This is a genomic window from Streptomyces sp. Sge12, from assembly GCF_002080455.1.
Lineage (GTDB): Bacteria > Actinomycetota > Actinomycetes > Streptomycetales > Streptomycetaceae > Streptomyces.
This window is the reverse complement of the sequence record NZ_CP020555.1, coordinates 2,034,309-2,057,683: the sequence shown is the minus strand read 5'-3', so window position 1 is coordinate 2,057,683 and position 23,375 is coordinate 2,034,309. Positions and strand designations below refer to the sequence as shown.

At 71.8% G+C, this 23,375-nt stretch carries 16 protein-coding genes; 9 read left to right on the top strand and 7 right to left on the bottom strand.

Features of this window, described 5'->3' with window-relative positions; translation table 11 throughout:
• Positions 1 to 468 precede the first annotated feature (468 nt).
• Positions 469 to 1,281, top strand: a complete 813-nt coding sequence (locus B6R96_RS09075; RefSeq protein ID WP_203351608.1) for an LmbU family transcriptional regulator — start codon at positions 469 to 471, stop codon at positions 1,279 to 1,281.
• Positions 1,282 to 1,388: 107 nt separating this feature from the next.
• Here B6R96_RS09075 and B6R96_RS09070 read toward each other — a convergent pair whose 3' ends face one another.
• Positions 1,389 to 2,039, bottom strand: coding sequence for an FMN-binding negative transcriptional regulator (locus B6R96_RS09070; protein WP_081525039.1), 651 nt, complete (start codon positions 2,037 to 2,039; stop codon positions 1,389 to 1,391).
• A gap of 234 nt (positions 2,040 to 2,273) precedes the next feature.
• Here B6R96_RS09070 and B6R96_RS09065 point away from each other — a divergent pair, with 234 nt between their 5' ends.
• Positions 2,274 to 3,635 carry a lysine N(6)-hydroxylase/L-ornithine N(5)-oxygenase family protein gene (locus B6R96_RS09065; protein WP_081522206.1) on the top strand — a complete coding sequence of 454 codons (1,362 nt, stop codon included), beginning with the start codon at positions 2,274 to 2,276 and terminating at the stop codon, positions 3,633 to 3,635.
• Between the two features lie 109 nt (positions 3,636 to 3,744).
• On the opposite strand, the gene B6R96_RS09060 is transcribed toward B6R96_RS09065, so the two are convergent.
• On the bottom strand, positions 3,745 to 3,981 hold the full coding sequence (locus tag B6R96_RS09060) for an MbtH family protein (protein ID WP_030386169.1): 237 nt from the start codon (positions 3,979 to 3,981) through the stop codon (positions 3,745 to 3,747).
• A 418-nt stretch (positions 3,982 to 4,399) separates the two neighbouring features.
• Between B6R96_RS09060 and argB the strand changes: the two genes are divergently transcribed.
• Entirely contained in the window at positions 4,400 to 5,308 is a 909-nt protein-coding gene (argB, locus tag B6R96_RS09055; protein WP_081522205.1) for an acetylglutamate kinase, read from the top strand.
• A gap of 459 nt (positions 5,309 to 5,767) precedes the next feature.
• Positions 5,768 to 8,017 carry an MMPL family transporter gene (locus B6R96_RS09050; RefSeq protein WP_081522204.1) on the top strand — a complete coding sequence of 750 codons (2,250 nt, stop codon included), beginning with the start codon at positions 5,768 to 5,770 and terminating at the stop codon, positions 8,015 to 8,017.
• Positions 8,018 to 8,194: 177 nt separating this feature from the next.
• Here B6R96_RS09050 and B6R96_RS09045 read toward each other — a convergent pair whose 3' ends face one another.
• A complete protein-coding gene (locus tag B6R96_RS09045) occupies positions 8,195 to 8,653 on the bottom strand; it encodes an Lrp/AsnC family transcriptional regulator (protein ID WP_053703441.1) in 459 nt (152 codons plus the stop codon).
• 152 nt (positions 8,654 to 8,805) lie between these two features.
• Here B6R96_RS09045 and B6R96_RS09040 point away from each other — a divergent pair, with 152 nt between their 5' ends.
• Both B6R96_RS09040 and B6R96_RS09035 read left to right on the top strand, forming a co-directional pair.
• Complete coding sequence (locus tag B6R96_RS09040) at positions 8,806 to 9,807, top strand: asparaginase (protein WP_081522203.1); 1,002 nt, start codon at positions 8,806 to 8,808, stop codon at positions 9,805 to 9,807.
• Between the two features lie 65 nt (positions 9,808 to 9,872).
• Complete coding sequence (locus tag B6R96_RS09035) at positions 9,873 to 13,031, top strand: NACHT domain-containing protein (protein ID WP_081522202.1); 3,159 nt, start codon at positions 9,873 to 9,875, stop codon at positions 13,029 to 13,031.
• A 42-nt stretch (positions 13,032 to 13,073) separates the two neighbouring features.
• Here B6R96_RS09035 and meaB read toward each other — a convergent pair whose 3' ends face one another.
• From meaB to B6R96_RS09015, 4 genes are read right to left on the bottom strand one after another with little or no spacing between them, the layout of a single operon-like run.
• A complete protein-coding gene (gene meaB, locus B6R96_RS09030) occupies positions 13,074 to 14,063 on the bottom strand; it encodes a methylmalonyl Co-A mutase-associated GTPase MeaB (RefSeq protein ID WP_030386163.1) in 990 nt (329 codons plus the stop codon).
• Between the two features lie 10 nt (positions 14,064 to 14,073).
• The gene (gene scpA, locus B6R96_RS09025) at positions 14,074 to 16,260 is read right to left on the bottom strand and encodes a methylmalonyl-CoA mutase (RefSeq protein ID WP_030386162.1); all 2,187 of its coding nucleotides are present in this window, start codon (positions 16,258 to 16,260) and stop codon (positions 14,074 to 14,076) included.
• A complete protein-coding gene (locus B6R96_RS09020; RefSeq protein WP_081522201.1) occupies positions 16,257 to 18,122 on the bottom strand; it encodes a methylmalonyl-CoA mutase family protein in 1,866 nt (621 codons plus the stop codon). The genes scpA and B6R96_RS09020 overlap by 4 nt, the downstream gene beginning before the upstream one ends.
• On the bottom strand, positions 18,106 to 19,347 hold the full coding sequence (locus tag B6R96_RS09015) for an ROK family protein (protein ID WP_107085041.1): 1,242 nt from the start codon (positions 19,345 to 19,347) through the stop codon (positions 18,106 to 18,108). Before B6R96_RS09015 ends, B6R96_RS09020 begins: the two co-directional genes overlap by 17 nt.
• A gap of 1,360 nt (positions 19,348 to 20,707) precedes the next feature.
• Between B6R96_RS09015 and B6R96_RS09010 the strand changes: the two genes are divergently transcribed.
• From B6R96_RS09010 to B6R96_RS09000, 3 genes are read left to right on the top strand one after another with little or no spacing between them, the layout of a single operon-like run.
• Positions 20,708 to 21,703, top strand: coding sequence for a TauD/TfdA dioxygenase family protein (locus B6R96_RS09010; RefSeq protein ID WP_081522199.1), 996 nt, complete (start codon positions 20,708 to 20,710; stop codon positions 21,701 to 21,703).
• Between the two features lie 17 nt (positions 21,704 to 21,720).
• Complete coding sequence (gene ssuE / locus B6R96_RS09005; protein WP_081522198.1) at positions 21,721 to 22,290, top strand: NADPH-dependent FMN reductase; 570 nt, start codon at positions 21,721 to 21,723, stop codon at positions 22,288 to 22,290.
• 47 nt (positions 22,291 to 22,337) lie between these two features.
• Positions 22,338 to 23,372, top strand: a complete 1,035-nt coding sequence (locus B6R96_RS09000; protein WP_081522197.1) for an ABC transporter substrate-binding protein — start codon at positions 22,338 to 22,340, stop codon at positions 23,370 to 23,372.
• Positions 23,373 to 23,375: the final 3 nt, after the last annotated feature.

Sequence of the window (23,375 nt, the reverse complement as noted above, 5' to 3'; positions counted from 1 at the left end):
CCTCCCGGTACGGCGGAATCGATACCGAATCAGCCGAATGGAGAGGTGGCGTGCTGCGGGTGTGCGGATGTGCGGGAAACAGAAAAGGAGCGGTGCCCCGGCCCGCTGTCCGCTTTATCTCCGACCGTCTCGTGAACAAGCCGAGTCGGCGGCGATTCGAGAATTCAGATGTGCCGCAGCGAAGAAACTCTGGCCGAGAATGAACATACCTCCCGCCCGGGAGGCGGAGAACAGAAAGACGCCGACAACGACCGGCGGCTGTTCAGTTGTTCGACGAGCTCTCCGGCGGTGTCCCGTCGACGGGACGGGCCGTGCGCCGGCGCGGCGCGGCGGCTGCCCGGAAAAGGGCTCCGACAGGGCTCTGACAGGGCTCCGACAGGGCTCCGCCGGGGCCGCTTTGGCCTGCCTTTAGCACGGGCTGCGAGCCTCCACACCTGTTCTGGAGGGACCCCTTCACATGGAGGCACGATGGCGATTCAGGCCGGCGACATCGAGGGATCGAGAATCGGGCAGATCCGTACGGGCCCGGACCTGGCGCCCCGGCAGCGCAGGCCCATGGGCGAGGATCCGCGCCGCGGGCAGGTGCTGACCACGAAGGTCGGTCTGCAGATGCCCGCCGGGATGTCCTTCGACGACTGGGAGAAGGCCGGACGCCAGCTGTCCGGAATTGTTGATTCCTCCTCGTGGTGGCTCGGCGACTGGCTCGTGTACGGCAAGGACCACTACACCGACCGCTACCAGCGCGGGATCCGCGCCGCCGGACTCCAGTACCAGACCCTGCGCAACTACGCCTGGGTCTCCAGGCGGTTCGACTTCAGCCGCCGACGGGGCGCCCTCAGCTTCCAGCACCACGCGGAGCTGGCCTCCCTGCCGCACGACGAGCAGGAGTCGTGGCTGGACCGCGCCGAAGCGCGGAAGTGGACCACCAAGCAGCTGCGCAGCGCCATCCGTGCCGCACGCGAGGACGAGGCGCAGGTCAGGCTGCCCGCCGAGCCGACGCGTCGGCTGGAGGTACCGGGCAGCCGGCTCCAGTGGTGGCACAAGGCGGCGGAGCGGGCCGGGGTCGACTTCGAGCGCTGGGTACTGGTGACCCTGGACAGCGCGGCCAAGCAGGCCCTGGCGGAGCTGGAGCGGCTGGGGGAACGCGAGGACCCGGGCGAACCCCGGGACGCGTCCGCGGAGCAGGGCGCGTCGGAAACGGATGAAGTGGGGGAGCCGGAGGCGGTCAAAGGGCCTTCGGACGCGGCCGGCGCCGGCCGGCGGCTGGCCATCGAGGCCTGATCCCGCGGCCGTCGGAGCCCCGCCGCCGTCGGAGGTTCTTTCAGGGCCCGCACTCCCTCCGGAGTGGGGCCCTGAAGTCCGTCGGGCGCCGCGCGCCGCCCGGCGGATCAGGCGGGCAGCTGGCGCATGAGGTCGGCCGTCTCGCGCTGCCGGGTGCACCCGCTCCCGGTGAACGAGTCCAGTACGCGGCCGCGTACCGCGCCGGGCTGCTCCTGGCTGAGCTTGAACATGCCCTCGGCCCCGGAGACGGTGACCCGGAAGGCGCCGACCGCGGGCACGATCTGCCGGAAGTAGCCGATCGACTCGCTCATGTCCCAGCCGGTGCCGAACTTCGAGCCCTCGAAGGCCGCGACGGTGGCCTGCACCACGCCCATGGTCTCCTCGATCGAGTCGATCTTCTCCACCACTCCGCGCACGTGCACGGAGGTGAAGTTCCAGGTCGGCGCGGCCGGCGACTTCTCGTACACCGTCGGCGAGACATAGGAATGCGGGCCGGTGAAGGTCAGCAGGATGACGCTGCCGTTCTCGATCGCAGCCCAGTGCGGATTGGCCCTGTTCATATGGCCGAGCAGTTTTCCTCCGGAGAGGTCGGGCGCCCATTCATCGGGGGCCTGCGGGTCCGTGATGACCGGCAGATGGGTCGCGAACGGGCCGTCCTCCGCCGTCCCGTTGATCACGGCCAGGGCCAGCGGATTATCGCGTATCAGATCGGTCATCCACGAACTGTCCGGTTCGCGGTAATTACTGGGGACGAACATCCGGAATTCACCCTTTCGGTCGGCGCGGAGCGCCAGGACATGGAAATCCGGACCGACCGTACCGCTGTCCTGTCGGCCGGACACCGATATTCACTCATCGGCCCGTACCGGGGTCGCTCGAATTGCCTTCCCGGCGCTTTCAGGTTGGCGCCGGGACGTTCTGCGGCGCAATACTGAATAAAGGTCTCCCGGATCACCGGTCGAGATTCCAAGACGCTAGCGGGAGAATTGTCTATGGGTACAACGGGTACGCATGAGCACGAGATATACGACGTGGTCGGCATCGGCTTCGGCCCGTCCAACCTGTCGCTCGCGATCGCACTGGAAGAGCACCGGGCCAATGTTCCGGAGCACCCGGTCAAGGCCGCGTTCTTCGAACGGCAGGCCTCGTTCGGCTGGCACCGCAACATGCTGCTGCCGTCGACGACCATGCAGATTTCGTTCCTGAAGGACCTGGCCACTTTCCGCAATCCGGTGTCCCGGTTCAGTTTCGTATCGTATCTGCACGCAGCGGGCCGACTGGTGCAGTTCGTCAACAACCAGGACTTCTTCCCGACGCGCCAGGAATTCCACCAGTACCTGGAATGGGCGGCGTCGAGCCTGACGGACCAGGTCTCCTACGGCTCCGAGGTCACCGCGATCCGGCGCGCGGAGGAAGCCGGCCCCGGAGCCACCGAGTGCCTGCAGCTCGACGTCCGTGAGGCCTCGGGCGGTGTCCGCCGGGTCGGGGCGCGCAACGTGGTCATCTCGACGGGGCTGGTTCCGCGCATGCCCACGGGCGTGGCCCGCGACGAACGGGTCTGGCACAGCTCCGAGTTCCTGGAGCGGTTCCGCGGCCTGGACCCGCACGAGCTCAAGAGCGTGGCGGTGGTCGGAGCCGGCCAGAGCGCGGCCGAGATCACCCGGTTCCTGTACGACATGCTCCCGCACGCGCGGGTCTCGGCGATCCTCCCCTCCTACGGGTACTCCGTCGCCGACGACACCCCCTTCGCCAACCAGGTGTTCGACCCGGCCGCGGTGGACGAGTACTACTTCGGCACCGACCAGGCGCGGGAGGCGTTCTGGCACTACCACCGGAACACCAACTACTCGGTGGTCGACGACGAGGTCATCCGCGACCTGCACCAGCGCTCGTACGACGACGAGGTGCGGGGCGCCAAGCGGCTGCACTTCCTCAACCTCACCCGGGTGGTCGACGTCGCCCGGACGGGCAACGAGACACGGCTGACCCTGGGCGCGATGCTCGACAGCGAGCCGCAGGAGCTCGACGTCGACGCGCTCGTCTTCGCCACCGGCTACGAGGGCATGGATCCGGCGCGTCTGCTCGGCGACTTCGACCGGGAGTTCCTGCGCGACGACACGGGCCGGCCCCGGGTGGAGCGCGACTACCGGCTCGTCAGCGCGTCCGGACTGTCCTGCGGCGTCTACCTCCAGGGAGGCACCGAGCACACCCACGGCCTGTCCTCGTCCCTGCTGTCGAACATCGCCGTCCGCAGCGGCGAGATCGCCGACTCGATCGTGCTGCGGCGGGCCGAGCGGGAGCTCGGCGGGGCGCGCAGCGTCCAGGTCGCGGGAGCCGCCGCCGGCCGGGCCTGACCCGGCTCCCCCCGGTCATGGCCGAAGGGTGGGCCCCGGTGCTGGACGAACAGCACCGGGGCCCACCCTTCGGCCTTCTTCGGTCATTCCGCGGAATGCCGCATTCACCTCACGCGGCGCCGGCGGAAACCCGGTCCGCGGCCATCGCGTCGCGCAGGCTCTTCGGCCGCAGGTCGGTCCAGTTGGCCTCGACGTGTTCCAGGCACTGCTGGCGGCTTTCCTCGCCGAATACGATGCGCCAGCCGGCGGGAATCTCGGCGAAGGACGGCCACAGCGAGTGCTGTTCCTCGTCGTTCACCAAGACGTAGAACCGGCCGTCAGCGTCGTCGAACGGGTTGCTGCTCATGAATCCACTCCAATTCAAGCCGTTCACGATCCGATTTCCGGACGGGAACCGGATCGTCATCCATTAGTGGGGATGGAGTTGGCGAGACCGCCGTGCCCGATCATGGCATCTTTCGGGCGCCCCGTGGAGACCGGTGTGCGGATGACGTGCTCCACCGGACGCCGATGTGCCTTCCCCCGCCGTCCTGTTGACGGGACAGCGCTCACACACTGCCCTGAATCTCCTGCGTTCTGCACCGAGTTCGCAGGAATGGCCTTCCGGTCCCGGCTTGCCGCACGCGATGCTGAACGGGCGACCGCGGCCCGTTCCGCGGCCCTTTCACGTTCCCGGGGAGTCCGGAGCCCTCCACAGAAGGAGTTGTGCCGATGAGCGTCACCAGCGCGGCCGGCGTTCTCTTCACCCTGCGCGCGAGGTTTTCATGACGACCCGTCAGCATCCCGCGATGGCCAAGGCGCAGTCCCTCGGCGACGCGCTGCCGTGGCTGACCCGCCACCAGGACCGGACCGTCGTCATCAAGCTCGGCGGACACGCGATGGTCGACGACCGGTTGACGGCCGCCTTCGCCCGCGACGTCGTCTTCCTGCGCTACGCCGGGCTGAAGCCCGTGGTCGTCCACGGAGGCGGCCCGCAGATCGGCGCCGAGCTGGAACGACGCGGCCTGGCCAGTGAGTTCAAGGCGGGCCTGCGGGTCACCTCGTCCCGCGCGATGGACGTGGTCCGGATGGTGCTGGCCGGCCAGGTGCAGCGCGAACTGGTCGGGCTGATCAACGCCTACGGCCCGCTCGCCGTCGGCATGACCGGCGAGGACGCCGACACCCTGACCGCGGTCCGACACGTGCCGTGGATCGACGGCGAACCGGTGGACATCGGCCGGGTCGGCGACATCACCCGGGTGAACACCGGCGCCATCGAGGGGCTGCTCGCCGACGGCCGCATTCCGGTGGTCTCCTCGATCGCCCGCAGCGCCGAGGACGGGCACGTCTACAACGTCAATGCCGACACCGCGGCCGCGGCGCTGGCCACGGCGCTGCAGGCCCAGGCGCTGGTCATGCTCACCGACGTCGAGGGCCTGTACGCGGGCTGGCCGCTGAGCGACGAGGTCATCGGCCGGCTCACGGCCCGCGAGCTGGAGAAGCTGCTGCCGGAGCTGGCCGACGGGATGGTCCCCAAGATGACCGGCTGCCTGCACGCGGTGCGGGGCGGCGTCGGAACGGCGCGGGTGATCGACGGGCGGGTGCCGCACGCGATCCTCCTGGAGATGTTCACCGACGAAGGGGTCGGCACGGTGATCGTGCCGGACCTCGACGAGGCGGACGTGCTCGCGTGAGCGGGTCCGCCGGGAGTGGCAGCTCGGCCCTGCCGGCGCCATGGTGGCGCCATGGGTGCCGCAGTGGCGCCGGGGTGGATGGCGGGATCTCATGAGGTGCCGCGACCGTCGAAGACGGCTTCCAGAAACCTGTACCGACCTTTGCGCGCACGGGGTTTCCGCGTCGTTTCCCGTGGTGGGCGCCTCGGTAGACCGCCCGTTCCGCACCCCGGCGGAATGCCTTGCCCCGCGTCGGGCGGACGGCATTTTTCGGCCGACCCGCCAATCTGGCCCCGATGTGGCGCGACAGTGGCGCCATATGTGTGCCATGATGGCGTCACGGACCTCGGCGGCGCCGCCCGCACCGCCGGGGGTGAGACGCCCACCGTCCCCACTGCCGACCGCCGGCCGTCCCGACCGGCAGCTCTGACCCGAATCACCCGCTCGTTCTGTACCGATTCACACAGGAGTTCTTTCGCTATGGCCACCTTCCTTTACAAAGTGGGGCGTCTCGCCTTCCGGCGACGAGGCCTGGTGTCACTGCTGTGGCTCGCCGTCCTCGTCGGGGTCGGGTTCGCCGCCTCCACCGCACCGCCTCCGCCCACCGACACGTTCTCGATGCCGGGCACGGAATCGCAGAAGGCATTCGACCTGCTGAAGGAGAAGTTCCCGACGATGAGCGTGGACGGTGCGACCGCCCGCGTGGTCGTCCGGGCGCCGGCCGGCGCAAAGCTCTCCGATCCCGCCGAGAAGGCCAAGGTCGAAACCCTCGTCGGCGCGCTCGGCAAGGCGCCGGACGTCGTCTCCGCCTCCGACCCCTTCAAAACCAACGCCCTGAGCCAGGACGGCACCACGGCGTACGCCGTTGCCACTTATAAGGTGTCCGCCCTCAAGGTGACCGACGAGGCGCACAAGGGCCTCGACAAGGTGCTCGAGGACGCCCGGACCACCGGGCTCGTCGTCGAGGCCGGCGGTGACGCGGTCAAGGTGGACGGAGCACCCGGCGGCGGCGCGGAGGGCATCGGCATCCTCGTGTCCGCCATCGTCCTGGTCCTCACCTTCGGCTCGATGATCGCCGCGGGCATGCCCCTGCTGACCGCCATCATGGGCGTCGCCATCGGCGGCGCGGCCATCACCGCACTCGGCAGCACCCTCGGCCTGTCCAGCACGACCTCCACCCTCGCGCTGATGATCGGCCTCGCGGTCGGCATCGACTACGCCCTGTTCATCGTCTCCCGCTACCGCTCCGAACTCGCCGAGGGCCGCGAGCGCCAGGACGCCGCGGGACGGGCCGTCGGCACGGCCGGCTCCGCCGTCGTCTTCGCCGGTCTCACCGTCATCGTCGCCCTCGCGGGCCTCAGCGTGGTGAACATCCCGATGCTCACCAAGATGGGCCTCGCCGCCGCCGGCACGGTCGCCGTCTCCGTCCTCATCGCGATCACCCTCGTCCCGGCCCTCCTCGGCTTCGCGCCGATCAAGGTCATGCCCCGCCGGGAGCGCAAGAAGTACTACGGCAAGCCGCTCACCGAGCGCCAGCAGCGCAAGGCCGACAAGCGGGCCGCACGCCAGAAGCCGAACCTTGGCACCCGCTGGGCGACCTTCGTCGTCCGCCGCCCGCTGGCCGTCCTGCTGCTCGGCGTCGTCGGCCTCGGCGTCGTCGCGGTACCCGCCGCCTCCCTCCAGCTCGGCCTGCCGGGCGAGGGCACCATGGCTCCGGACACCACGCAGCGCAAGGCGTACGACATGCTGTCCGAGTCCTTCGGGGCCGGCTTCAACGGGCCGCTGATGGTCACGGTCCAGGCCAAGGACGCGGCGAACGCCGCCGCCGCCGTCGGCAAGGAGCTCGGCAAGGTCGAGGGCGTCGCTGCGGTCACCCCCGCCACGCCCAACGACAAGGGCGACACCGCGGTCCTCACCCTCATCCCGAAGACCGGCCCCGCCGAGCACGAGACCGAGGAACTGGTCGGCGAGATCCGGGGCATCACCGGCGGCCTCGGGGCAGCCAACGGCGCCGAGATCCTGGTGACCGGTCAGACCGCCCTGTTCATCGACTTCTCCCAGACCCTCGACGACGCGATGCTGCCGTACCTGGGGCTGGTCGTCGGTCTCGCCTTCGTCCTGCTGGTGCTCGTCTTCCGCTCGCTGCTCGTCCCGCTCAAGGCGGCCCTCGGCTTCCTGCTCTCCGTCAGTGCGGCCCTCGGCGCGGTCGTGGCCGTCTTCCAGTGGGGCTGGCTCGCGGACGTCTTCGGCATCGACCAGCCCGGCCCGATCATGAGCACCCTGCCGATCTTCATGATCGGTGTGGTCTTCGGTCTCGCGATGGACTACGAGGTCTTCCTCGTGACCCGGATGCGGGAGGCCTACGTCCACGGCGCCCAGCCCGACGAAGCCGTGGTCACCGGATTCCGCTACGGCGGCCGTGTGGTCGGCGCCGCCGCGATCATCATGGTCAGCGTCTTCTCCGGCTTCATCATGGAGGTGAACGTCTTCGTCAAGATGGTCGGCTTCAGCCTCGCGATCGCCGTCCTCTTCGACGCCTTCATCGTCCGCATGGCCCTGGTTCCCGCCCTGTTCGCCCTGCTCGGCCGGTCGGCCTGGTGGCTGCCCCGCTGGCTCGACCGACTGCTGCCGAACATGGACGTCGAGGGCGAGAAGCTCAGCCGTACGACCGGCACCCCGGTCCTGCCCACCCAGCGGCGCCAGGAGCAGGAAGCCCACATCCCGGGCTGATGACCCCCGGGCGCACAGCCCGTACGCCGGCGGCCACGAGCCGCCGGCGTACGGGCCCTTTCGCTGCCGGGCTCAGGACGCGCCCGGGTCCGGACGTGCCGGGGCCCGTACGTGCCGGGGCCCGGCAGCGCCGGTGGTCCGCGCGCCAGTGGTCCGCGCGCCGGTGGTCCGCGTACGTCAGCGGAAGTCGACGGGCAGGCCCTGGGGTTCCTTGATGCGCTTCATGATGATCTGCGAGTTGACCTCGGTGATGCCGGTGAGGGCGGTCAGCTTCTCGATCCACAGGCGCTCGTACGCGCGCAGGTCGGCGACGGCGATCCGCAGCAGGCAGCCGGGGCTCCCGAAGAGGCGGTAGGCCTCGATGACGTCCGGGATGTCCTGGAGGGCCGCCTCGAAAGCCTCGACGGCCTCCCGGTCGCGGCGCACCTCGACCGAGACGAGCACCTCGAACCCCCGCCCGACCGCCTCGGGGGAGATCACGGCCCGGTAGCCCTGGATCACCCCGTCCTGCTCCAGCTGCCGCACCCGCCGCATGCAGGGGGAGGGGGTCAGTCCCACCCGCTGGGCGAGCTCCTGGTTGCTCAGGCGGCCGTCCGCCTGAAGCTCGCGCAAGATATCTCGGTCAATGGCGTCCATGGCGCAATTATCACCCAACGTTTGTGAACGGGCCTGGTGGAATACGCAATCACATTGCGCATAGATCGCTCTATCATTGCTGCTTTGAGCACATATGTACGAGTGACCTATGAGTGACACGAGTGAACACGAGTGAAGGGCGGCCACGGCCGATGGGACGGATCGTCGTCATCAGCACCGGCGGGACGATAGCCAGCCGCTGGCAGGGTTCAGGCTTCGCGGCGGACGCCGACGGGAACGAGGTGATCGCCACCGCACCGCTCCCCGAGGGCATCAGCGTCGAACTGGTCGACCTGTTCAGCGTGAACAGCCCGCGACTGACCACCGCGCACCAGCTCACGCTGCTGCGCACCGTGCACGAGGTACTCGCAGACCCCGGCGTGGACGGCATCGTCGTCACGCACGGCACCGACACCCTCGAGGAGTCGGCCTTCCTCCTCGACCTGCACCACCACGACCCGCGCTCCGTGGTCTTCACCGGCTCGCAGCGCCCCATGGGCACCGCCGACGGGGACGGCCCGGGGAACCTCTACGACGCCCTGCTCACCGCCGCGAACACGCGCGGGCTCGGCGTGCTGATCGCCTTCGCCGGACGGGTCCACGCCGCCCGCGGCACCGTGAAGACGCAGGCCGTGGAGCTGGACGCGTTCGCCGACCCCTCGAAGGAACTCTTCGGGAAGATCGGCTTCGGCAAGGTCACCATCCTGCGCACCCCGCAGCGCCCGGCGGCCCTCCCGCTGCCCGCGATGCCGCAGATCCCCCCGCGCGTGGACGTGGTCGTGCACCACGCCGACGGCGACCCGGTCCTGCTGAACGCCGCCGTCGAGGCCGGCGCGCGCGGCGTCGTCCTCGTCGGGACCGGCGCGGGCAACGCCACACCGGAGATCGTGGACGCCGTCCGGGCCGCCGTCGCCCGCGGCGTACTGGTCGCGCTGACCACCCGGGTCATGGCCGGACCCGTCACCGAGATCTACACGCACGGCGGCGCGGTGGACCTCGTGGCCGCCGGAGCCGTCCCGACCGGCACCCTGCGCGCCGGCCAGGCCCGTATCGCCGTCCTGTCCGCGCTGCTCGCCACCGACAACAAGGTCGAGCAGACCCGCATCCTGCGCGAGGCGCTGGGCGCCGGCGGCCCGGTACTCGTCGGGGCGTAACCCTCCGGTGCAGCGTGTGCGGCCGCTACGATCCGGGTAACGGTCGCTACGCTGCGGGGGGTTGCATGGAGCCCGGGACCATCGGCATCCGGCTGGCCTCGGCGGCCATCGGGCCCCTCGTCAAGAAACTGTTCGTCACCGAGGGCGCCGGGGCAGGCCTCGTCGACAAGCCGATCCGCATCTCGGGCCACGTTTCCTTCACGGGCGAGAAGCGCTCGCTCACGGAAACCGACCTCCGGACGCTCGCCGCCAAGCTGGTGCAACAGGCCCTGCGCACCGGCGAGCGCCCGATCACCGCGGACGAACAGCAGGCCGTCACCGACGCCCTCGCGCAGACCCTGCGCGGCCTCGGCGAGCTGACGATCACCGACCTGGACGCCGTCCGGCTCGGCTCCGCGGCCTTCGCCCGGGAACTGCGCGCCGTGAGCGGCCGCCCCGAGCGGGAACTCAGCGCCGACGCCACGTACTTCTACGAACGGCTCGTCGACGCCGCGTCCCTGCACATCCTGCAGTTCTTCACGCAGCGCTCGACGTTCGTGGCGCACGCCCTGGTGCAGCAGACCCGGGGGATCGCCGAGCTGACGGCCAAGGTCGACGAACTGATCCGCCGCGATCCGCTGCCCGGAGCCGAGGACGCGGCGTTCGAGCAGCTGTACCTCCCGTACGTGGAGAAGAAGCACGGCAGGCTGACCATCTACGGCATCGACCTCAGCAACACCCCGACCCGGTGGCCCCTGGACGCGGCGTACCTGAGCCTGGAGGCGACGTCGGCCCCGCTTGCGCAGCGGCTGACGGACCGGCAGGACCAGGACCGCCCGGCCGCTGCGCCGAGGGCGGAGCGCGCGGCGGTCCTGCAGAACATGTCCGCCTTCTTCTTCGAGCACGGGATCAGCCGGTCGGTGGCGCCCGCACCCGCCGATCAGGCGCTGGCCGGCAGCCCCCGGGTGCTGCTCCGGGGCGAAGCGGGCTCCGGGAAGTCCACCCTGGTGCAGTGGCTGGCCGTGACCGCCGCCCGCCAGGACCTCGCGCCGCAGATGGACTACCTCTACGACCGCATCCCCTTCGTCCTGCCCCTGCGCACGCTCACCCGCCACGGGGAACGGCTGCCCGCTGCCGCGGAGTTCCTGGCCTCCTCCGGCTGCCCGCTCGCCGCCGAGCAGCCCCACGGCTGGGCGCACCGCGTCCTGACGACCGGCCGCGGCCTGATCCTGATCGACGGCATCGACGAGATCCCCGACCAGGAGCGGGAGCGGGCCCGTGGATGGCTGCGGGACCTGATGGACACCTACGGCGGCGACAACCGCTGGCTCGTCACCTCCCGCCCCTCCGCCGTCGGGGCAGACTGGCTCGCGGAGGAGGACTTCACCGAGCTGACCCTGTCCGCCATGGGCCCCGCGAACATCGCCACCTTCATCAAGCGGTGGCACGGCGCGGCTCGCGACGGCGGGGACGAGGACCAGGGCCTGCGCACGTACGAGACCCAACTGCTCACCGCCGTGCGGATCAAACCCGATCTCGGGCTCCTCGCCACCAACCCCCTGATGTGCGGACTGATCTGCGCCCTCCACCGGGACCGGCACGGCTACCTCCCGCAGGGCCGCAAGGACCTCTACGAGGCGGCGCTCTCCATGCTGCTCAGCCGCCGGGACCGCGAGCGGGACATGAAGGTCCCGCAACTGCGGGAGGAGCCACAGCTCGACCTCCTGCAACGCCTCGCGTACTGGCTGATCAAGAACGGCCGTACCGAGATGGACCGGACCCGTGCCGAGGACATCATCGCCCGGGCCCTGCCGTCGGTCCCGGAAGCGGCCGTCCTGGGTCAGGCACCCGCGGTCTTCGAGCACTTCCTCCAGCGCAGCGGGCTCCTCCAGGAACCGGCTCCCGACACGGTGGTCTTCATCCACCGCACCTTCCAGGACTTCCTCGGCGCGCGGGCCGCCGTGGAGGAGGGTGACTTCGGCCTGCTCGTCTCCCGTGCCGACGACGACCAGTGGGAGGACGTCATCCGCATGGCGGTCGCCCTCGCACGGCCCGCCGAGCGCGTCACCCTGCTGCGGGACCTGCTCGCCCTGGGAGACGATGCGTCCGACCCGCGCACCCGCGCCCGCGTCTACCTGCTGGCCACCGCCTGCCTGGAGCACGCGACGACCCTCGACCCCGACACGCGGGCGGCCGTCGAGGAACGCACGGCCACCCTCATCCCGCCGTCGAGCCCCACCCAGGCGCGCGCTCTCGCGGAGGTCGGTCCGCTGATCCTGGGCCTGCTCCCGGGACCGGAGAAGCTCGACCACGCGCAAGCGGTCCTCGTGGTCGTCGCAGCCTCCCACGTCACGTCGGACGCCGCGATCAGGTTCCTCGCCCAGTTCGCCACGCACCCCTCGCTCGAAGTCCGGTCCCAGCTCCTGTGGTCCTGGTCGCGCTTCGACTGCACCGACTACGCCGACGAGGTGATTGCGCAGCTCGATCCGTCGGACCTCAGGTACTCGATCCGTTCGGACGAGCAACTGCACCAACTGGAACGCCCCGGACTCCGGCCGACCAGTCTGGACGTCAGGAGCGAGGTGTCACTGGAAGCCCTGGCCGGCTACATCGGCCGGTACGGCCTCACCGAGCTGATCCTCGCGCATCCCACGGTGTCCGACCTGGGCTTCCTGAGGGGGCAGTCCGCCCTGCGGGACCTCGGCCTCAACCACTGCCCGGAACTGGCCGACCTCTCCGGCATCGACGGCCTGCCGATCAGGCGGCTGGGCGTCAAGAGCTTCCGGCCGGACGTCGGCCTGGAGGTGGTGGCCCGGCTCGGGGAGCTGGAGGAGTTCGCGTTGAGCGGCCCCGCGGGGATGACCTGGTCGCCGCAGTTGCTGCCGTCCCACGCCCCGCTGGGTGTGCTGATGGTGACCGGGGCGGTGGCTCCCGCCGCGGGCCTCGGGGGGCTCGGCGCGTTCTCCACGCTGCGCGAGCTACGCCTCAACGCGGCGTCCAGCCCGGCCTCCGAGGCCGACTGGTGCGAGATCCGCGACCTGCGCTCACTCGTCCATCTGACGGTGTCGGCCGCGTCCTTCGCGTTCCTGCCGGCCGGCGCCACCCTGCCCACCGTGACCGCCCTGACCCTCGTGGGCGCGGAGGGGGACGGCGCGATGTCCGAGGCGATCGAGCGCCTGGGCGCGGTGTTCCCCCGGCTGACCGCGTGGGACGACGCGCAGGAGTGGGACTTCTCCACAGACTGACCGGCCGGCGGCGGCGCCGGAAGGCGCACCGCCGGCCCGCCGTCAGTTCCCGGGGTTCCCGAAGGCCGCCAGGATGCGGTCCGCCGCCGATGTCGGCGTGACCGTGCCCGCCCGGACCGCGGACTCCAGGCCCGGCGCGAGGTCCCGTACCGCCGGGTTCGCCCGCAGGCGTTCCAGCAGTTCGTCGCGGACCATCGACCAGGTCCACTCCACCTGCTGGTCCGCCCGCTTCGCCGCCAGCCGGCCCCCCGCGTCCAGCAGGGTCCGGTGCTGTTCGAGGCGGTTCCACACCTCGTCCAGCCCGGTCGACTCCCGCGCGCTGCACGTCAGCACCGGCGGGGTCCAGGCCGCGTCCACCGGGTGCATCAGCCGCAGCGCGCCCGAGAGTTCCCTGGCCGCGGCCTTCGCGTCCCGCTCGTGCGGGCCGTCCGCCTTGTTCACCGCCAGGACGTCCGCCAGCTCCAGGACGCCCTTCTTGATGCCCTGCAACTGGTCGCCCGTACGGGCCAGGGAGAGCAGCAGGAAGGAGTCGACCATTCCCGCCACCGTGGTCTCCGACTGGCCCACGCCGACGGTTTCGACGAGGACCACGTCGTAGCCCGCCGCCTCCATCACGATCATCGACTCGCGGGTGGCCTTGGCGACCCCGCCCAGCGTGCCCGCCGAGGGCGATGGCCGCACGAACGCCGCCGGGTCCACCGACAGCCGCTCCATCCGGGTCTTGTCGCCCAGGATGGAGCCGCCCGTGCGCGTCGACGACGGGTCCACCGCGAGCACCGCCACCCGGTGGCCGAGCCCCGTCAGCATCGTGCCGAAGGCGTCGATGAAGGTGGACTTGCCCACCCCCGGCACACCGCTGATGCCGATCCGACGGGCCCGCCCCGCATGCGGCAGCAGCTCTGTCAACAGGCCCTGCGCCAGCACCCGGTGAGCGGGCAGGGTGGACTCGACCAGAGTGATCGCGCGCGCGATGAACGCGCGCTTCCCGTCGAGGACCCCCTTCGCATAGGCCTCGATGTCGATCCTCGCCATCGCGGCCGGCCTACAGCTCGTGGCCCAGGTCCGCGGCCAGCCGCGTCACCAGGTCGTGGGCCGCGTCCGGGATCACCGTGCCGGGCGGGAAGACCGCCGTCGCGCCCATCTCCAGCAGCGTCGGGACATCCGCGGGCGGGATCACCCCACCCACGACGATCATGATGTCCTCGCGGCCCTCCTCCGCCAGCTGCTCGCGCAGCGCCGGTACGAGGGTCAGGTGGCCGGCCGCCAGCGACGAGACGCCCACCACGTGGACGTCCGCCTCGACGGCCTGGCGGGCCACCTCCGCCGGGGTCTGGAACAGCGGGCCGACGTCCACGTCGAAGCCCAGGTCGGCGAAGGCGGTCGCGATCACCTTCTGCCCGCGGTCGTGCCCGTCCTGGCCCATCTTCGCGACCAGGATGCGCGGACGACGGCCCTCCGCCTCCTCGAACCGGTCGACGAGCGCACGGGTGCGCTCCACGGACGGGGACTCGCCTGCCTCGTTTCGGTACACGCCCGCGATCGTACGGATCTGGCTGGCGTGCCGTCCGTACACCTTCTCCAGTGCGTCCGAGATCTCACCCACGGTGGCCTTGGCGCGCGCCGCGTCCACCGCCAGGGCGAGGAGGTTGCCGTCGCCGCGCTCGGCGGCGTTCGTCAGCGCCCGCAGGGTGTCCTGGGTGACCGCCTCGTCGCGCTCCTCGCGCAGCCGCCGCAGCTTGGCGATCTGCTGGCTGCGCACCGAGGAGTTGTCGACCTTGAGGACGTCGATCGCCTCGTCGTTCTCCACGCGGTACTTGTTGACGCCGATCACCGGCTGGCGGCCCGAGTCGATCCGCGCCTGCGTCCGGGCGGCGGCCTCCTCCACGCGCAGCTTCGGGATGCCCGCGTCGATGGCCTGCGCCATGCCGCCGGCCGCCTCGACCTCCTCGATGTGCTGCCAGGCACGGCGCGCCAGGTCGTACGTCAGCTTCTCGACGTACGCGCTGCCGCCCCACGGGTCGATCGACCGGCAGGTCCCCGACTCCTGCTGGAGCAGCAGCTGCGTGTTGCGGGCGATGCGCGCCGAGAAGTCCGTCGGCAGCGCGAGGGCCTCGTCGAGGGCATTGGTGTGCAGCGACTGGGTGTGGCCCTGGGTCGCGGCCATCGCCTCGATACAGGTCCGCGTCACGTTGTTGAAGACGTCCTGAGCCGTCAGCGACCAGCCCGAGGTCTGCGAATGCGTGCGCAGCGACAGCGACTTGGCGTTCTTCGGGTCGAACTGCTTGACCAGGCGCGCCCACAGCAGGCGGGCCGCGCGCAGCTTCGCGACCTCCATGAAGAAGTTCATGCCGATCGCCCAGAAGAACGACAGGCGCGGCGCGAACGCGTCCACGTCCAGCCCGACCGCCTGACCCGCCCGCAGGTACTCCACGCCGTCGGCGAGGGTGTACGCCAGCTCCAGGTCGGCCGTGGCCCCGGCCTCCTGGATGTGGTAGCCGGAGATGGAGATCGAGTTGTACCGCGGCATCTTCTGCGAGGTGAACGAGAAGATGTCGGAGATGATCCGCATCGAGGGCTTGGGCGGGTAGATGTAGGTGTTGCGGACCATGAACTCCTTGAGGATGTCGTTCTGGATGGTCCCGGCGAGCTTGTCGGGGGAGACGCCCTGCTCCTCCGCCGCCACGATGTACAGCGCGAGGACCGGCAGCACCGCGCCGTTCATCGTCATCGACACCGACATCTTGTCCAGCGGGATCCCGTCGAACAGCTGCCGCATGTCGTAGATCGAGTCGATCGCCACGCCCGCCATGCCCACGTCGCCGGTGACCCGCGGGTGGTCGCTGTCGTAGCCGCGGTGCGTCGGCAGGTCGAAGGCCACGGACAGGCCCTTCTGGCCGGACGCCAGATTGCGCCGGTAGAAGGCGTTCGACTCCTCGGCCGTGGAGAAGCCGGCGTACTGCCGGATCGTCCAGGGCTGGTTGACGTACATCGTCGGGTACGGGCCGCGCAGGTACGGGGCCACGCCCGGGTACGTCCGCAGGAAGTCCAGGCCCTCCAGGTCCCGCCCGGTGTACAGCGGCTTGACGCCGATGCCCTCGGGGGTCTCCCACAGCAGGTCGGCGGCCGCGGTGCCGGTGGACTCCTTCACCGCGGAGCGCCACTGCTCCTCGGAGACCCCTGCGACGGCGGTGGGGTCGAGCGCCAGCTCGGAGAAATCGGGGATGCTCAAGACGGCACTCCCATCCGGTCGAGTACGGAGGACAGCACGGCGACGGCGTCACAGCCGGCGAAGACGTACTCGTCCACGGAAGCCTCTGCGGTGCCCGGCCGGCCGGCGAGGAAGACGGTCGTGGCGCCCGCCGCGCGCAGCGCCCCGGACACCGCCGCGGCCTGCTCCTCGTACAGCGCGTCGCTGGAGCAGAGCACGGCCATGCCGTCCGCGCCGCTCGCCGCGTAGGCCGCGGCGGCCGTCGCCGGGTCCACCGACACCGGATCGTGCACCGGTTCGATGCCGCCCGCCTGGAACAGGTTCGAGGCGAAGGTGGCGCGCGCGGTGTGCGCGGCCGCCGGGCCCAGCGCGGCGAGGAAGATCCTCGGCCGGGCCCCGGTCGCCGCCAGGTGCGCGTCGCTGCGGGCGCGCAGCGCCTCGTACGCCTCGTCGCGCCGCACGCGCGGCAGTCCGCCGGTGGGTCCGGCGGGCGCGGGCTCGCGCACGACCGGCTTCTCCGAGAGCAGCGGGAACTCGCTGACGCCCGTGATCGGCTCGCGGCGCTTGGCCAGCTTCTTGGAGCGCTCGGCCCAGGTGGCGGCGAGCCGGTCGGCGACCAGCCCGGAGCGCAGGGCGGCGGCCTGGCCGCCGGCCTTCTCCAGGGTCCGGAAGAACTCCCAGGCCGCGTGCGCGAGTTCGTCGGTGAGGCGCTCCACGTAGTACGAGCCGCCGGCCGGGTCGATCACCCGGGCCAAGTGCGACTCCTCCAGCAGGATGGTGGAGGTGTTGCGGGAGATCCGGCGCGCGAAGGCGTCCGGCAGGCCCAGCTCGTTGTCGAAGGGGAGCACCGTCACCGAGTCCGCGCCGCCCACTCCCGCGGCCATGCAGGCCACGGTGGTGCGCAGCATGTTCACCCACGGGTCGCGGCGGGTCATCATCACCGGCGAGGTCACCGCGTGCTGGAGCTGGGCACCCGCCTCCGGGGCCCCCGAGGCCTCGGCGATACGGGCCCACAGCCGGCGCGCGGCGCGCAGCTTGGCGATGGTCAGGAACTGGTCCGCGGTGGCGGCGTAGCGGAACTCCAGCTGCCCGAGGGCGGCCGCCGTGCTCAGCCCGGCCTCGGTGAGCGCACGCAGGTAGGCGACGCCGGTGGCCAGGGACAGGCCCAGCTCCTCGGCGGCGCTGCCGCCGGCCTCGTGGTACGGCAGCGCGTCCACGGTCAGGGCGCGCACCCCGGGCCACTCGGCGGCGACGTCCCGGGCCAGCCGGGCGGCGCCGGCCACGTCCAGTGCCTCGCCCGTGCGGGCCTCGTGGCCCAGCGGGTCGGCGCCCAGCGAGGCCCGAGCGGCCTCGGGGGCCACCGCGCGCTCGGTGAACAGGCGCAGCAACGCGTCCGCGGCTTCGGCGTATTGGGCTCCGGCGTCCAGGGCGACGGGGGCGAGGTCCAGGTAGACCCCCTCCAGCGCCCGGGCGAGGCCCTCGACCGGGAGACCGCCCCCGCCCACCGTGAGCCAGAGGGAGGTGACCCCGTTCTCCAGGTCGGCGAGGGCCGCCTCGTTCAGCCGGACCGGATCGGCGCCCGCCAGGCGCTGGCGCACGTCCCAGCCGTTCGCGGTGGTGCCCTCCGGCCTGCCCCCGCGGACGAACGGGGCGAAGCCGGGGAAACCGGTGTCGGGAGCCGTCCCGTCGGGCGGCGCGGTGTACAGCGGGCGCGTGGTGAGCCCGTCCTCGATAGGGGTGGACAACGCGTCTTCTGCGGCCTCGCCGGAGACTTCCTTGCCCGACTTGCGCAGTACGCCTTCTACAAGGCGCTGCCACTGCTCATGCGTCGCGTCAGGGAACTCGGCGGCCAGGGAGAGCCCGTCGTCAGGCAGGACCGTCATGGCTCGAATGTAGGGGAGGGCGCTCAGGTGGCACCATACCGGTGGGTGTGATCTCGCCCTCTCGGGCCATGCCGAAGGGATCCTGGAACACCTGGCTGAGCAGCACGGTTGCCGCCGCCTCCGGAAGGACGGCCGGACCCGCGTGCGGGCCGACGATCCGCTCGGGGTCGTCGCACACGTGCGAGAGCTCCATCGCGGCGGCCCGGATCTCCTGGAGGTATCCCTCGTCCAGGACGCTCGCCAGCTCGGTCACGACCATGACCGCCGGATTGAAGACATCCAACAGAAGGGCCGCCGCCCGGCCCACCGCGCGGGCGCGCTCGCGCAGCAGCCGGTCGGCGCGCGGGTCGCCGGTGGCGGCCGCGTCCACCAGCAGGTTGACGGAGGGGTCCGGCACGATGCCCCGGCGCACCGCCTCGGCGCCGAGCGCCGTGTCGGACGCGGTCGCCTCCAGGCAGCCGGTACGCCCGCACGCGCACGCGGCCGTCGACCGCGGCACCGGCAGATGGGCCACATCGCCGGCGGCCGCGCCCGGACCCTGGTGCACGGTCCCCTCGATCCCGAAGGCGGCGTCGACGACCCGGCCGATGAACAGGTGCACGAGGCTGCGCCGGGCCGCAGGGCGGCCGAAGAGGATCTCGGCCCGTGCGACGGCCCGGGCGTGGTTGTCCACCCGTACCGGCAGTCCGAGCGCGGTCGACAGCTCGGCGGCGAGCGGCTTGCCGCTCCAGCCCAGCGCGGGGTGCCGTACGACGATCCCGTCGTCGGGGCTGACCCAGCCGCCCAGGGCGGCGCCGACGCCGAGGAGCGGCCGCCCGGAGTCGAACGCGTCGAGGAAGCGGCGGAGTTCGGCGGTGATGGCCGGGGAGAGGCCGGCGCCGGGCACTCCCTCGTGCGGGAAGGCCCGGCGGGCGAGCAGCTGCCCCCGCAGGTCGACGAGGCTGAAGGTCGAATGCGGCACCCCGATGTGCAGCCCGGCGGCGACGGGCCCGCCGACGGCCCCGGTGTGCAGGTCCACCGGGATCCGCGGCCGCCCCACGCCGCCGCCGGGCCCGGGCAGCTCGCGCAGCAGCCCGCCGCGGAGCAGCCCGGTGGTCTGCCGGGACACGGCGGCGGGGCTCAGCCCGGACAGCGGGGCGATCCCGCTGCGGGCCACCGGGCCGTGGTCGAGCACCGTCCGCAACACGGTCGCGGCATTGGCGGAGGCCCGGCTGTCGCCGGCCATACGCGTCACGCGGTCTCCTCGGGGGTGGGGTGTGTGTCCCCCGATCATGCCGGGTCCGCCCGGGCGGACCCGTACCCCGGCGAACGCGTGGCGGCCGCGTTGCGGGGGCGTGAAATCAGGCCACGGTTTTCGGCCGGGGGACAGGGGTGGCGGGCGGTGCGGGGTACGGGCGAAAGCGCAGGTCGTAGGGGGTGTGCGGGGTGGGCCGGGGGCCCGGGTGCGGGAGGGTTCGGCGGCTGCGGACGGGGGTTGACCGGGGGTCGGGGCCGCTGACAGGCTCCGGGACATGACCGCGAACGCATTCCTCGCCCCGCGGCTCCACACCCCCGGCCTCTGTACCGAGCCGGGCGAGTGTCCGGGCCGCTGTCCGGCCCCCGGCCACCTCTGACCCACTGATCCCGTCCGGGAGTCGCCGCGCCCCGCGGATGCCCTGCGGGCGGGCCCCTTCACGGAGGACGTTCCACGGCCGCCCACCGACGCTCCTTGCGGAGCCGTCGCCTCCCGGGGGACGCTCCACCGGGTTCTTGCGGGGGCGACCCCCGGCGCGGAGACGCTCCACGGGCGCCCACCGGCAACCCCTACGGAGCGTCGCCCCGCCCTTCGCCGGTGCGTCCCGGGTAGACCCACGGGGCAACGCCTGCGGGGCCCCTCCGGGGGACTGCCATCGGGCGGTTCCGTCCGGTCAGCCGGACCGGCGCACCTGCCGGGGTTCCCGCGGGGACTGCCTCTGGGTGATTCCGCCCGGGGTGCTGCCCACCGGTTCCCCGGACGGAATGCCTGCCCGGGTCGCACCTGAGGGTGGCCCGCGGGGCACTCCTCCGGGAGAGATCCTCGCGGGGACTGCCGCTGGGCGGTTCCGTCCGGGGAGCCGGGGCGGCGCACCCGCCGGGGTTCCTGCGGGGGCTGCCTCTGGGTGGTTCCGTCCGGGGAACCGGGGTGCGGGGTTCCGCCTGGGGTGCTGCTCACCGGTTCCCCGGACGGAATGCCTGCGCGGGTCGCACCTGGGGGTGACCTGCCGGGCGCTCCTCCCGGAGGGATCCCCGCGGGGGGCGCCTCCGGAGGTAGCCCGTAAGGCCCGCCGGCGGTACGCACGCCGCCGCTGGGAGCACCGCTCTCCGGGATCCCCGGCCACCCGAGGGGCCTCCGCGCCCTCGGGAGGTCCGGTGCCCGCACCGTCGCCCGACCCCGCACGACCCTGTACCCGTACCGCACGCCCGAGCCCGCATCAACCTCGTACCCGCACCGCACAGCTGAACCGCACCGCCGGCGCAGCGAACCCGCAGCGAAGCCGCGGCGCTTCGTACGTCCATTTCTTCCGCTGCGGAAATAATCCCGCCGCAGCCCCGACCAGGGAGTCCTCATGGCCACTGCCACCGCTACTGCTACTGCCACTGCCGTCACCGTCACCAAGATCGGCGGCCGTATCGGCGCCGAGATCGGGGGCGTACAGCTCGGCGGCGAGCTGCCCGACGGCACCGTCGCCGAGATCCGGGCCGCCCTCCTCGCCCACAAGGTCGTCTTCTTCCGCGGGCAGGACCACCTCGACGAGGCCGGGCACGAGGCCTTCGCCCAGTTGCTCGGTGCGCCCGTCGCGCACCCCACCGTCCCCTCCGCCGACGGCCGTTACGCCCTCGGCATCGACTCCCACCACGGCGCCCGCGCCAACCAGTGGCACACCGACGTCACCTTCGTCCCCGCCTACCCCGCCTTCTCCATCCTCCGCGCCGTCACCCTCCCCCCGTACGGCGGCAACACCCTCTGGGCCAACACCGCCACCGCCTACAGCCACCTCCCGGAGCCGCTCCGCGCCCTCGCCGACAGCCTGCGCGCCGTCCACTCCAACGAGTACGACTACGCCGCCCTCAAGCCCGACGCCCTCCCCGAGGCGCTGGCCCAGTACCGCGAGGTGTTCACCTCCACCAAGTTCCTCACCGAGCACCCGGTGGTCCGCGTCCACCCCGAGACCGGCGAACGCACCCTGCTCCTCGGCAACTTCGTGCAGCGGATCAGCGGCCTCACCGGCCGCGACTCCCGCGCCCTGCAGGACCTCTTCCAGTCGCACATCGAGAGCCCCGAGAACACCGTCCGCTGGCAGTGGCGGGCCGGCGACGTCGCGATCTGGGACAACCGGGCCACCCAGCACTACGGCGTGGACGACTCCGACGACCACGAGCGCACCCTGCGCCGCGTCACCGTCGACGGCGATGTCCCGGTCGGCCCCGACGGCGAGCCGTCCCGGCTGATCAGCCCGGAGGCCGTCCCGGACCCCTCCTTCGGCATCGCCTCCGGAGCCTCCACCTCCACCTCCGCCTCCGCCGAAGCCGCCGCAGCCCCCGCCCCCACCGCCACCGCCTGACCTCGAAGGAGCGCCCCGTGCCCCGCCTGCTCGCCATCACCGGCAGCCCCTCCGCCCACTCCCGCACCGCCGTCGTCGCCGACCACGTGCTGCGCCGCCTGTCCCACTCCGGCTTCGAGACCGCCCACCTGTCCGTGCGCGATCTCCCCGCCGCCGACCTCCTCGCCGCCCGCCGCGGCGAGCCCGAGATCCGCCGGGCGCTCGAAGCCGTCGCCGAGGCCGACGGCCTGGTCATCGCGACCCCGGTCTACAAGGCCTCGTACACCGGACTGCTCAAGGCCTTCCTCGACCTGCTCCCGCAGGACGGCCTCGACGGCAAGACCGTCCTGCCGCTGGCCACCGGCGGCAGCCTCGCCCACGTCCTGACCATCGATTACGCGCTGCGCCCCGTGCTCGCCGCCCTCGGCGCCCGCCACGTCACCGCCGGCCGGTTCGTCCTGGACTCCTCCGTCGAGCGCGGTTCGGGCCCCGACCGGCTGCGGCCCGAGGCCGAACTGGACCTCTACCAGGCCGTCGACGAGTTCGCCGCCGCCCTGCGCTCCGCCCCCGTGGCCGCGGCGCCCGCGGCCCTCACCACCGCCCCGTAGCTCCGCCGCCACCCGGCACCCGCACCCCGCACCGACAAGGACCCGTCATGCCCGCAGCCTTCACCTCGACCACCACCTCCCGACGCCAGTTCCTCGCCCTGCTCGGCATCTCGGCGGCCGCGGTGAGCTGCGGCACGGCCACCGCGCGCGGCGGCGGTTCCGGCGCCCAGGTCAAGACCCTGAAGTACCAGGGCTCGGTCGGCGCCGTCACGCTCCCGGAGCTCGCCGCCGACCTCGGATACCTGGGCGACCTCAAGCTGGAGTGGGTCGGCAACACCATCAGCGGTCCGCAGGACATCCAGTCCGCCGCGACCGGCCAGACCCACTTCGGCGGCGCCTTCAACGGAGCGATCGTCAAACTCGCCTCCAGCAAGGCCCCCATCAAGGCCGTCATCTCCTACTACGGCGTCGACGAGCACGCGTACAGCGGTTACTACGTCCTGGAGGACAGCCCGATCCGCTCCGCCCGCGACCTGCTCGGCAAGAAGGTCGGCATGAACACCCTGGGCGCGCACTCCCAGGCCGTCCTCGACATCTACCTCAGCCGCAACGGCCTCGCCAAGGCCGACTCGTCCAAGGTGGAGTCGCTCGTCGTACCGCCCGTCAACACCGACCAGGTGCTGCGCCAGAAGCAGATCGACGTGGGCGTGCTGGGCGGCGTCCTGCGCGACAAGGCCGTAGCGGCCGGCGGGATCAGACCGCTGTTCAGCGACTTCGACCTGCTCGGCAAGTTCAGCGCCGGCTCCTACATCATGACCGACCGGTTCATCAAGGAGAACCCGGACACCGTACGGACCTTCGTGACCGGCGTGGCCAAGGCCATCGAGTGGGCCCGCACCACCCCGCGCGAGGAGGTCATCGCCCGGCAGACGGAGATCGTCAAGAAGCGCGGCCGCAACGAGGACACCACGACCCTCCAGTACTGGCGCTCGTACGGCGTCGCCGAGACGGGCGGCCGGATCGAGGACAAGGAGTTCCAGCTCTGGCTGGACTGGCTCGGCGAGCGCGGCGACATCAAGAAGGGGCAGCTCAAGGCCGCCGACCTCTACACGAACGAGTTCAACGGCTTCGGGAAGGGCTGACCG

What these genes read in the sequence shown, in the direction of transcription:
- B6R96_RS09010 (WP_081522199.1), top strand. Translation starts at nt 20,708, where the DNA reads ATGGCCACTGCCACCGCTACTGCTACTGCCACTGCCGTCACCGTCACC.
- meaB (WP_030386163.1), bottom strand. Translation starts at nt 14,063, where the DNA reads ATGGCGAGGATCGACATCGAGGCCTATGCGAAGGGGGTCCTCGACGGG.
- B6R96_RS09050 (WP_081522204.1), top strand. Translation starts at nt 5,768, where the DNA reads ATGGCCACCTTCCTTTACAAAGTGGGGCGTCTCGCCTTCCGGCGACGA.
- B6R96_RS09020 (WP_081522201.1), bottom strand. Translation starts at nt 18,122, where the DNA reads ATGACGGTCCTGCCTGACGACGGGCTCTCCCTGGCCGCCGAGTTCCCT.
- argB (WP_081522205.1), top strand. Translation starts at nt 4,400, where the DNA reads ATGACGACCCGTCAGCATCCCGCGATGGCCAAGGCGCAGTCCCTCGGC.
- B6R96_RS09000 (WP_081522197.1), top strand. Translation starts at nt 22,338, where the DNA reads ATGCCCGCAGCCTTCACCTCGACCACCACCTCCCGACGCCAGTTCCTC.
- B6R96_RS09040 (WP_081522203.1), top strand. Translation starts at nt 8,806, where the DNA reads ATGGGACGGATCGTCGTCATCAGCACCGGCGGGACGATAGCCAGCCGC.
- B6R96_RS09045 (WP_053703441.1), bottom strand. Translation starts at nt 8,653, where the DNA reads ATGGACGCCATTGACCGAGATATCTTGCGCGAGCTTCAGGCGGACGGC.
- B6R96_RS09065 (WP_081522206.1), top strand. Translation starts at nt 2,274, where the DNA reads ATGGGTACAACGGGTACGCATGAGCACGAGATATACGACGTGGTCGGC.
- B6R96_RS09070 (WP_081525039.1), bottom strand. Translation starts at nt 2,039, where the DNA reads ATGTTCGTCCCCAGTAATTACCGCGAACCGGACAGTTCGTGGATGACC.
- B6R96_RS09075 (WP_203351608.1), top strand. Translation starts at nt 469, where the DNA reads ATGGCGATTCAGGCCGGCGACATCGAGGGATCGAGAATCGGGCAGATC.
- B6R96_RS09015 (WP_107085041.1), bottom strand. Translation starts at nt 19,347, where the DNA reads ATGGCCGGCGACAGCCGGGCCTCCGCCAATGCCGCGACCGTGTTGCGG.
- B6R96_RS09035 (WP_081522202.1), top strand. Translation starts at nt 9,873, where the DNA reads ATGGAGCCCGGGACCATCGGCATCCGGCTGGCCTCGGCGGCCATCGGG.
- B6R96_RS09060 (WP_030386169.1), bottom strand. Translation starts at nt 3,981, where the DNA reads ATGAGCAGCAACCCGTTCGACGACGCTGACGGCCGGTTCTACGTCTTG.